The sequence below is a fragment of the Streptomyces sp. DvalAA-14 genome, assembly GCF_900091855.1.
In the GTDB taxonomy this organism is placed as follows: Bacteria; Actinomycetota; Actinomycetes; order Streptomycetales; family Streptomycetaceae; genus Actinacidiphila.
In genome coordinates, this window is record NZ_FMCH01000208.1 from 1 (window position 1) to 9888 (window position 9888).

Below are 9888 nucleotides of genomic sequence, written 5' to 3' on the forward strand. Positions count from 1 at the left end.
GCCGGGCCGCGCCCGGGCGCCCGTCCTGCGGGCAGGTGGCCCGAACCGCCTCGCGTCGTCATTCGTCGGCTCGGGTCAGCTCCGGTTTCCCGGTTTCAGCGTCCGGGAGGCTCGCCTGCTCGGACGTGGTCCCGGCCGGTGCCAGTCGCTGCTCGAACGCGAGGTGGGCGAGCACGGGCAGGGCCAGGCAGACCACGAGGGTCCGGCCGCCGATCCCGGTGCCGAACAGACCCAGCAGGAGCGGGACCGCGACACCCGTGGTGATCCGTGCGGTCGTCCTCGGCAGATCGGAGCTGCGGCTGGCGATGCCGGTGACCGCAGCGAGCATGAAGTAGGCCGCGAGCGCGCCGCACAGCAGCCAGCGGCCCGGGGCGGGCAGCGGTTCGGAGCCGTGCTCGATCACCGCGGAGAGCGACACGGCCACGGTGGCGACGACGCCGGTGACCAGGCAGTGCAGGCCCAGGGCGGCGTGGGTGGGGATGCTGCCGGGACGCAGGTGCGGCAGGCCGGCGTAGCCGAAGACCACGGACAGGCCGAACATGCCGGCCAGCAGGACGAACGAGGCGAATCCGGTGGCCAGCAGACCGGCGCTGTACCGTGCGCCGGCCGCGGTGTTGACGACCTGCACGACCGATTCGCCGAGCACGATGATCACGAAGAGCCCGAGCCGCTCGGCGAGGTGGGCCGGGTCGACCGACACCCCGTGCACGACCGGTGGTCCGCCGGGGCGGACACCGGGCCGCGGCCGGCGTCGGGCGGCGGCTTGCGGGGTGAGTGCCGCCTGGATCCGCGTGAGGATCCGCCGACCGGGCAGCACGAGTATGAGCAGCAGGTCCAGGCCGACTCCCACCGCCCACAGCGCGAGCTTCCCGGGTTCGCCGACCCAGATCGAGGCGATCCAGGGCAGCAGCCCTCCGGTGTACTGCACCACCGGGAAGTCCAGCAGTATGTCGCCCCGGCGCCACGACTGGGAGCCGTAGACGCGGGTGGCGATGTACGCGATCGCGAAGGCGGTCAGCGGACGGTCGCTGCGGCTGCCGCCGAGCACGGTGTGCGCGACGCCCGGTACGGAGGCGGCCATCACCCCGAGGCCGAACATGCCGAACATCAGCCTCAGCACACGGGTCTGCCCGGCCGCGACGTTGCCGTACAGCATGAAGGTCGTCCACGACAGCCAGAAGGCCAGGAACAGCAGCGCGTACAGACCGAGCGCCGCGGCGTCCAGCTCGGACCCGAGCACGTGGGCCAGGGCCGCCACGCCCGCTACCGCCACGAGGTCGAAGAAGAGCTCGGCCCAACTCGCGTGCCGCTCGATCCTCGCGTCGTCGGACTCGTCGGCGGTGTGCAGATCGCTCACGGGCGTCAGCCTAGTTCTGCGGCGGCCCCGCTCATGACCTGGCATGGACAGGGCATGGGTTTGACGCATGAGGCTAATCAGCCTAGCCTTACAGCTAATCGTATTAGCTTCCTTCCAGTATGAAGGCCACCATGACCGAGCACCTCAGCATCGCCGGCAACACCCTCGCCTACGACGTGACGGGACAGGGCCCCCTCGTCGTCCTCGCGCACGGCATCGGCGACAGCCGCCACTCCTACCGGTTCCTCGCCCCTGCCCTGGCCGCGGCCGGGTATCGGGTCGCCAACGTCGACATCCGCGGTTGCGGTGACTCCGGCCTCGGCTGGAGCGGCTACAGCCGTACCGACATCGCGGCAGACCTCGTCGCCCTGGTGCGCCACCTCGGTGGCCCGGCCGTGCTGGTCGGCCAGTCGATCAGCGGCGGCGCCGCGACCATCGCGGCCGCCACCGCGCCCGAGCTGATCACCGGGATCGTCGAGCTGGCGCCGTTCACCCGCCAGCAGCCCTTCGACCTCGCCGGCCTGGTGCGGGTCAAGCGCTTCCGGCGCGGCTTCACCCAGCTGGCGCAGGTTCTCCTCCGGGGGAGCCTGGCGAGCTGGAAGAAGTACCTCGACCTGGCCAACCCGACCAAGCCCGCCGACTGGGACAGTGAGCTGGCACGCATCGAGGCCAAGCTCACCGAGCCCGGCCGGATGAAGGCGCTGCAGGCCATGTGCAGGACCAAGCCGAGCGACGCCGGCGCGCAACTGCCCAACGTCACCTGCCCGGTCCTGGTGATCGAGGGCAGCCTCGACCCCGACTGGGCCGACCCGCGCGCCGAGGGCGAGAAGATCGTCGCCGACCTTCCCACGGGTCTCGGTGAGCTGGTCGTCATCGAGGGCGCCGGCCACTACCCGCACGTCCAGACGCCTGATGAGGTCCTGGCGCTGACCCTGCCCTTCCTTTCCCGGACGCTGACCCGTGCCTAGGGCCGGACTCACCCCGGCCGCGGTCACCGAGGCCGGCGCCGCACTGGCCGACGAGATCGGGTTCGACCGGCTCAGCATGGGCCTGCTCGCCGAACGGCTCGGCGTCAAGACCCCCTCGCTCTACAAGCACGTCGCCGGCCAGGCCGAGCTCGTCCGCCGGATCGCCTGCCTGGCCATGACCGAGTTGAGCGACGCCATCCGCGACGCGACCCAGGGCCGGGCCGGCCGCGACGCCCTGACCGCCGGCGCGCAAGCGATGCGCAGGTACGTGACGGAACACCCGGGCCGTTACGCGGCGGGCAATGCCGCCCGCCCGAGCGGGCCCGAGGACCCGCTCGTCCCGGCCAGCGAACGGGTGCTCGCCTCCTGGTCGGCCATGCTGCACGGCTACCGGATCGACTCCGGCCAGCAGATCCACGCCCTGCGGATGCTGCGCAGCGTCCTGGCCGGATTCGCCACCCTGGAGGCGTCCGGCGGCTTCCAGATCGACACGGACGTCGACGACAGCTTCAGCTGGCTGATCGGCTTCATCGACCACGGCCTGCGCACCCCCGCCGCCTGACGGGCAGAAAACTGTCGGCGGTCGGGCGGCACGCCGCCCGGCCGGCATACTCCCGCAGGCTTCGGGTAACCGCCCGGGCGGCGCTCGTCGGCGAGAGCAAGGGGGATACGGGATGCACGCACGATTCAGGCTGCGGATCGCGGTGGTGGCGGCGGCGGCCTCGGCCTCGCTGGCCCTGTCGCCGGTGACGTCGCCGTTCGCCGCCACCCAGCTGCCGGGCAGCACCGCGACCGCCGAGGAGAGCCACGACGCCACGCCCGCCTACCGGGTGGACGCCTCGCTGGACAGCTCGGTGACCGGCGCGACGGCCAAACCGCCCTACCGGCAGCTCTGGTCGCGGGACTTCGGCACCATGGCGGGCTCACCCATCACCGTCGGCGACCGGGTCTTCGCCGTGGTGAACGCGGCCGGCCCGCAAGATCCCGGCCCCGACATGAAGCTGGTCGGGCTGGACGCCCGTACCGGACAGGATCTGTGGCCGGCGAAGGAACTCACCCCGCTGACGGCGACCGCGGCATACGGGGGCGGGCTGCTCTACACCCAGACCGAAGAGGGCCTGCTCACCGCCTGGGACCCGGCGCGCGGCACCCGGGTGTGGCAGACGCAGCTGGACCGGGTGCACAGTTTCATCTGGGACTTCCCGCCGACCTGGTACAAGGGCGTCCTCTACACGCAGGGCGGCAGCACCTCCGTCACCACGGCGATACGGGCCACCGACGGCCGCATCCTGTGGAACACCACCATGCGGGACACCGGCGAGACCCCGGTGGCGGTCGACGCCCAGGGCGTGTGGGTGGCACACGACGACATCACCTACCAGCTGCTCGACCCGGCCGACGGGCACGAGCTGCGCCACTACAACCTGCCGCCCTACTTCGACGGCGGCGGCAACCCGCCGGTCCTCGCGCACGGCGATCTGTGGCTGCGCGGCGACTACCCCGTGGATCCCACCGACCAGGTCACCGCCTTCGACGAGAAGACCGGGACGAAGATCAGGTCCTTTCCCGCCGACTCCACACCCGCCTTCGACGCCGGCCACGCCTACATCACGTACCAGGGGGTGCTCCGAGCCCTGGACGCGAAGACCTTCGCGACCGACTGGACGTACACCAGCCCGGTCGGTTCCGCCGCGGTCCGGCTTGTCGCGAACGGCTATGTGTACGTCGAGGACGCCGACGGGCTCCTGCTCGCACTGAACGCGGCGGACGGGCGCACCGCCTGGTCCGTACGCATCGCCCCGGCCCCCAACCCCAACAGCGCCATCCCGGGCGAACGGGACTGGGCGCAGTTCACCGTCCCCGGCCTCGGCACCGCCCACGGACGCCTGGTGGTGCCGGCCGGAGGCGGCCTGGTCGCCTTCGGCCCGGCCGGGGACGTGAAGCGCGCCGCACCGGTGCGGATCACCGCGCCGCCGCAGCCTCGCTGACCGACACCTCCGGCCGACCGGGCCCGCCCGGTCGGCCGGAGGTGTCCGGACCACCCCTGCCCTGGCGCTGCACGGTCCGGTTCACGGAGTGATGGCCGGCGCGGCGCGCGCCGGCCCCGTACGGTCCCTGTGGGCTGTCCCGTTAGCCCCGGTACGTCTCCAGCAGCCGGAGCCAGACCTCGCTGATCGTCGGGAAGGCGGGCACGGCGTGCCAGAGCCGTTCCAGCGGGACCTCGGCGGTGATCGCGATCGTCGCCGAGTGCAGGAGTTCGGAGACGCCCGGGCCGACGAAGGTGACGCCGATCGGATGGCCGCGGTCGAGGTCCACGACCATCCGGGCCTTGCCGCGGTAGCCGTCGCCGTACAGCGCGGCGCCCGCCACGTCGCCGATCGCGTAGTCCACGACCTTGGTGCGGCGGCCGTCGCGCTCGGCGGCCCGCGCGGTGAGGCCGACCGAGGCGACCTCGGGATCGGTGAAGACGACCTGCGGGACCGCGACGCCGTCCGCGGTGGCGGCGTGGGCGCCCCAGGGGTCGTCGTCCAGCGGCTCGCCCTTGGCGCGGGCGCCGATCACCGCGCCGGCGATCCGGGCCTGGTATTTGCCCTCGTGGGTGAGCAGCACCCGGTGGTTGACGTCGCCGACCGCGTAGAGCCAGCCGTCGGCGACCTCGGTGACCTGGAGGGTGTCGTCCACGGTGAGCCAGTCGCCGGGGGTCAGGCCCACGGTCTCCAGGCCCAGGTCGTCGGTGTGCGGGCGACGCCCGGTGGCGAAGAGGATCTCGTCGGCGGTCAGCTCCCCGCCGTCGTCCAGGCCCACCCGGACCTGGCCGTCCTCGCGGATCGCCGACACCACGGACACCCCGAAGCGCACCTCGGCCCCGGCCGCGCGCAGCCCTTCCGCGACCATCTCCCCCGCGAAGGGCTCCATCGTCGTCAGCAGTCCGCTGCCCCGCACCAGCACGGTGACCTGGGCGCCGAGGCCCTGCCAGGCGGTGGCCATCTCGACCGCGACCACCCCGCCGCCGACCACCACCAGCCGGCCCGGGACCTCCTTGGCGCTGGTGGCCTCCCGGCTCGTCCACGGGCGCACGTCGGCCAGGCCCGGCAGGTCGGGCAGCGCCGCGGTGGTGCCCGTGCAGACCGCGACGGCCTGGCGGGCCAGCAGGGTCACGGTGCCGCCGTCCGGCGTGGCCACCGTGACCTTCCGGGGGCCGTCGAGCCGTCCCCGGCCGCGCACCACGTCGACATCCACGCTGTCCAGCCAGGCCACCTCGCCGTCGTCCTTCCAGTGCGAGGTGGCCTCGTCGCGCCGGGCCAGCACCAGGGGGGCGTCCAGCGGCCCGGCCACCGCGTCGCTCAGGCCCGGCAGCCGGCGGGCGTCCGCGCGGGCCAGCACCGGCCGCAGCAGCGCCTTGCTGGGGGTGCACGCCCAGTAGGAGCACTCGCCGCCGACCAGTTCGTTCTCCACGATCGCCGTGCTGAGCCCGGCTGCCCGGGTGCGGTCGGCCACGTTCATCCCGACCGGGCCCGATCCGATGACCACCACGTCGTAGGTGCGGGGGGCGTCGTTCATACCGGCTCCTGTACTGCTGGTGTACGGCTGGGCCACTGGGCGGAGGGGCGGTCCCGCCCCTCCGGCGTCATCGTAACGACGCGCACCCGGGCGGAAGACTTTGCCACGCTTTACCGTTGCCGTCCCGTAAGGGAGTTGGCAGCCGACCGCCATCCGCTCCGGATGTTGGCGGCGGCTCCACGACGTATGATCAAGATCGGGGCGCCGTGGGGCGCAACGGGAGGTGTGCTCGATGGGTGAGCTTGTTCTGATCCGGCACGGGGAGACCGAGTGGACCCGGTCCGGCCAGCACACCAGCTATACGGACCTCCCGCTCACCGCGCACGGTGAGGACCAGGCCCGTACGCTGGCGGCGCTGCTCGGGTCGCGGCCGTTCGTCTCGGTGTTCGTCAGTCCGATGCTGCGCGCCCGGCAGACCGCGAAGCTGGCCGGCCTCGACGAGATCCAGATCGACCCCGATCTGCGCGAGTGGGACTACGGCGGCTACGAGGGCGTCACCACCCACGACATCCACCGCACCCGGCCGGACTGGGACCTGTGGCGGGACGGCGTCGTCCCTGGCCCGGACGGGCATCGCGGAGAGACCGCCGAGCAGGTCGGCGAACGGGCCGACCGCGTGCTGAGCCGGGTGGACGAGGCCTTCCGGGCCGATGGGGACGGGGACATCCTGCTGGTGGCCCACGCCCATCTGCTGCGGGTGCTGACCGCCCGGCGGCTGGGCCTGCCGCCGACCGACGGCGCGCTGTTCCTGCTGGAGACCGGCACCGTCAGCCGGCTCGGCGAGGAGCACGGCCGGCCGGTGCTCACCGCGTGGAACCGGATGGGCTGAGCCGGCCCCGGCCGCGCTCCCCGGCTCCGCCCCGCACTCCCCCGGCCCGCTCCCCCGCCCCGCCGGGTCGTTCCCTGGCGACGTGCCGCCCGCGCTCCCCTCTGCCGGCTGCCACCGGCCGTGCCGTAGAACATCCGAGCGCGCGGCGACACGCCGGGTGCCCGGCATGTTGCGCCTGGTGAGGGGTAAGCCGGTGCCAGGACACTGGTCGCCCCGGGAGACACGCGGGGATTCTTGAGGGAGCGCGTATGACGGTGACGGCCGAGAGACACAGCGCGGTCCGGCTGTCGTCCCCCTGGCAGCGCGGCGTGGCCGTGGCCCTGGCGGGAGCGCTGCCCGCGCTGGCCTTTCCGGCGCCGTCGCTGTGGTGGCTGGCCTACGCGGCCCTCGTGCCCTGGATGCTGCTGATCCGCTCGGCGCCGACCGGCCGGCGGGCGGCGGTGGACGGGTGGCTCGGCGGCGCCGGCTTCATGCTGGCCGTGCACCACTGGCTGCTGCCGAGCCTGAACGTGTTCATCGTGGCGATCGCCCTGCTGCTCGGTGCGCTGTGGGCCCCCTGGGGCTGGGCGGTGCGCCGTCTGCTCGGCCCGGGCACCCATCCGGCTCGGGCCGCCGCTGCCACCGTGCTGGTGCCGTCGGGCTGGCTCATGGTGGAGCTGGTGCGTTCCTGGCAGTATCTGGGCGGCCCGTGGGGACTGCTCGGCGCCAGCCAGTGGCAGGTCGCGCCGGCCCTGCGACTGGCGTCGGTCGGCGGTGTGTGGCTGGTCAGCTTTCTCGTGGTGCTGGTGAACACCTGCCTGGTGGCGCTGCTCGCGCTGCCCGCGGTGCGGCGCCCGGCGGTGACCGCCCTGGCCCTGGCGGCCCTGGTCACCACCGGCGTCTGGCTGTGGGCGCCGCGGGCGCAGCAGTCCGGCTCGGTACGGATCGCGATCGTCCAGTCGGGCATCCTGCCGAGCGACCGGAGCCGCTTCCAGCGGGAGGTGGAGCTGACCGAGGCGCTCGCCGGCACGCACCCCGACCTGGTGGTCTGGGGCGAGAGCAGCGTCGTGGTGGATCTGACGGACCACCCGCAGACCGCCGACCGGCTGGCCGCCCTGTCCCGGGAGGTCGGCGCGGACCTGCTGGTCAATGTGGACGCCGAGCGGGCCGACGGCGCCGGCATCTCCAAGACCTCGGAGCTGATCGGGCCGGACGGCGTGACCGGCCCGACGTACGACAAGATGCGGCTGGTGCCCTTCGGCGAGTACATCCCGCTGCGCTCGGTGCTCGGCTGGGCCACCTCGGTCGGCCGGGCGGCCGGCCAGGACCGCAAGCCCGGCACCCGGCAGGTGGTGATGGACACCGGGAAGGTGCGGTTCGGCCCGCTGGTGTGCTTCGAGTCCGCGTTTCCGGACATGAGTCGCCATCTGACGGGCGACGGCGCCCAGTTGCTGATCGCGCAGTCGTCCACCTCCAGCTTCCAGAACAGCTGGGCGCCGGCGCAGCACGCCTCGCTGGCCGCGCTGCGGGCCGCCGAGGACTGGCGGCCCATGGTGCACGCCACCCTCACCGGGATCAGCGCGGTCTACGACGCCGACGGCCGCCCGGTCGGGCACCGGATCGGCACCCGCAGCAGTACGTCGGCGGTGTACCAGGTGCCGCTGGCGACCGGCCGCAGCCTGTATGTCCGCTTCGGCGACTGGGTGCCGCGGCTGGCGCTGCTGATGGTCCTGGCGGCGGTCGCCTACGAGGCGCTGAGCCGGGTGCGGCGGCCGGCGGTGGTCCTGCCGGAGGCCGCCGGACAGGCCGGTTGACGGACGAGGCCGGCCCGCGGCGGGGCCGCCGCCGGGGTCAGCCGCTGATCTCGCTGATCTCGGCGACGATCCGCTCGCACAGCTCATGGGTTTCCAGTGCGTCATGGGCGTCCAGCAGCCGGCCGTCGCGCACCGCGTCGAGGAAGGCCGCGGTGATCTGTTCCAGGCCACGCTGCCGGGCGACCGGCACCCAGTCACCGCGCCGCCGGACCGTCGGCTGACCCTTGTGGTCCACGACCTCGGCCAGGTTGAGCACCTGGCGCCGGGTGTCGTCGCCGCTGACGTCCAGGCTCTCCTCGGTGGAGCCGCTCATCCGGTTCATCGTGCCGATCGCGGTGAAGCCGTCGCCGGACAGCTGCAGGACCACGTGGTGCAGCAGTCCGTCGCGGACCCGGGCCGACACGCGCACCTGCTCGACCTCGCCGGGCACGAGGAAGCGCAGGGTGTCCACCACGTGCACGAAGTCGTCGAAGACCACGGCGCGCGGCTCCTCGGCGAGACCGACCCGGTTCTTCTGCATCACGATCAGGTCGCGCGGATGGTCCAGGCACTGCGCGTAGCCGGGCGCGTAGCGGCGGTTGAAGCCGGCCATCAGGCTCACCCGGCGCCGGTCGGCCAGCTCGACCAGCTGCCGGGCGTCGGCCAGGTGGTAGCCGAACGGCTTGTCCACGTAGGCCGGGACGCCGGCCTCGATGAGCCGGGCGCCGATCTCCGGATGGTTCTCAGTGGGCGCGTGCACGAAGGCGGCGTCGAGGCCCTGGTCGAGCAGGGCGTCCAGCGAGGTGTGGCGGTGCGGCAGCCGGTGGGCGTCGCCGATCCGCTCCAGCGTGGCCGGGTTGCGGGTGTGCAGGTGCAGTTCGAGGTCCGGCTGGGCGGCGAGCACCGGCAGGTACCCCTTCTGCGCGATGTCACCGAGTCCGATGACGCCGATCTTCAAGGGGGCGCTGCCCGGTGCCATGCGTGCTCCTGTCGTGTCCGCCCGGCCGGGCGCGGGCCGGCGGCCGGTGGCCGGCGGCGTCGGTGTACGGGGTCGCCGTACGGCGCCCACCGCAGCATACGGGCCGGTGGGAGCGGCGATGGCGAAGGGCTGGGACGAGCGTGGACGGGTGTTCGGCCGCCGAACGTTCACTCGTCCGGGGAATAGCCGAACCCTCGGCTCTCGGGCACAGTTGCCCGGGTGCGTCGATCTTCTCTCGCCCTGATCCTGCTGACGGCCTGCGCGGCGACCGGCTGCGCCAGCGTGTCCGCTCCCCCGGCCTCCGCACCGCGACCCTCGTCGTCCGCCGCCGGCCCGCGTCCGGGCCACGGCTCCGCCGAGCTCTCGGTGGTGCCCGGCCCGGCCCACGAGGTGCTGGGGACCACGGGGATGACGGCGCCGGC

The 9888-nt window shown here is 73.4% G+C and carries 8 protein-coding genes and 1 pseudogene; 6 read left to right on the top strand and 3 right to left on the bottom strand.

Annotated features, from left to right (window positions below; genetic code table 11):
• Positions 1-58: 58 nt before the first annotated feature.
• Positions 59-1357: a low temperature requirement protein A gene (locus GA0115240_RS10490; RefSeq protein WP_093736399.1), complete on the bottom strand. Its 1299-nt coding sequence runs from the start codon at positions 1355-1357 to the stop codon at positions 59-61.
• Positions 1358-1488: 131 nt separating this feature from the next.
• Here GA0115240_RS10490 and GA0115240_RS10495 point away from each other — a divergent pair, with 131 nt between their 5' ends.
• The 3 genes from GA0115240_RS10495 (at position 1489) to GA0115240_RS10505 (ending at position 4313) form a co-directional block, all read left to right on the top strand.
• On the top strand, positions 1489-2325 hold the full coding sequence (locus GA0115240_RS10495) for an alpha/beta fold hydrolase (RefSeq protein ID WP_093736400.1): 837 nt from the start codon (positions 1489-1491) through the stop codon (positions 2323-2325).
• On the top strand, positions 2318-2887 hold the full coding sequence (locus GA0115240_RS10500) for a TetR/AcrR family transcriptional regulator (RefSeq protein ID WP_093736401.1): 570 nt from the start codon (positions 2318-2320) through the stop codon (positions 2885-2887). The genes GA0115240_RS10495 and GA0115240_RS10500 overlap by 8 nt, the downstream gene beginning before the upstream one ends.
• A 112-nt stretch (positions 2888-2999) precedes the next feature.
• A complete protein-coding gene (locus tag GA0115240_RS10505) occupies positions 3000-4313 on the top strand; it encodes an outer membrane protein assembly factor BamB family protein (RefSeq protein WP_093736402.1) in 1314 nt (437 codons plus the stop codon).
• Between the two features lie 142 nt (positions 4314-4455).
• On the opposite strand, the gene GA0115240_RS10510 is transcribed toward GA0115240_RS10505, so the two are convergent.
• The gene (locus GA0115240_RS10510) at positions 4456-5886 is read right to left on the bottom strand and encodes a dihydrolipoyl dehydrogenase family protein (protein WP_093736403.1); all 1431 of its coding nucleotides are present in this window, start codon (positions 5884-5886) and stop codon (positions 4456-4458) included.
• Positions 5887-6118: 232 nt separating this feature from the next.
• Here GA0115240_RS10510 and GA0115240_RS10515 point away from each other — a divergent pair, with 232 nt between their 5' ends.
• Both GA0115240_RS10515 and lnt read left to right on the top strand, forming a co-directional pair.
• On the top strand, positions 6119-6715 hold the full coding sequence (locus GA0115240_RS10515; RefSeq protein ID WP_093736404.1) for a histidine phosphatase family protein: 597 nt from the start codon (positions 6119-6121) through the stop codon (positions 6713-6715).
• Between the two features lie 254 nt (positions 6716-6969).
• Positions 6970-8508, top strand: a complete 1539-nt coding sequence (gene lnt / locus GA0115240_RS10520; RefSeq protein ID WP_256069650.1) for an apolipoprotein N-acyltransferase — start codon at positions 6970-6972, stop codon at positions 8506-8508.
• 37 nt (positions 8509-8545) lie between these two features.
• Here the strand turns inward: lnt and GA0115240_RS10525 are convergent, their stop codons facing one another.
• Positions 8546-9445 carry a Gfo/Idh/MocA family protein gene (locus GA0115240_RS10525; protein WP_176725033.1) on the bottom strand — a complete coding sequence of 300 codons (900 nt, stop codon included), beginning with the start codon at positions 9443-9445 and terminating at the stop codon, positions 8546-8548.
• Between the two features lie 240 nt (positions 9446-9685).
• Here GA0115240_RS10525 and GA0115240_RS37590 point away from each other — a divergent pair.
• Positions 9686-9888, top strand: a pseudogene (locus tag GA0115240_RS37590) (hypothetical protein); the annotation flags it as partial.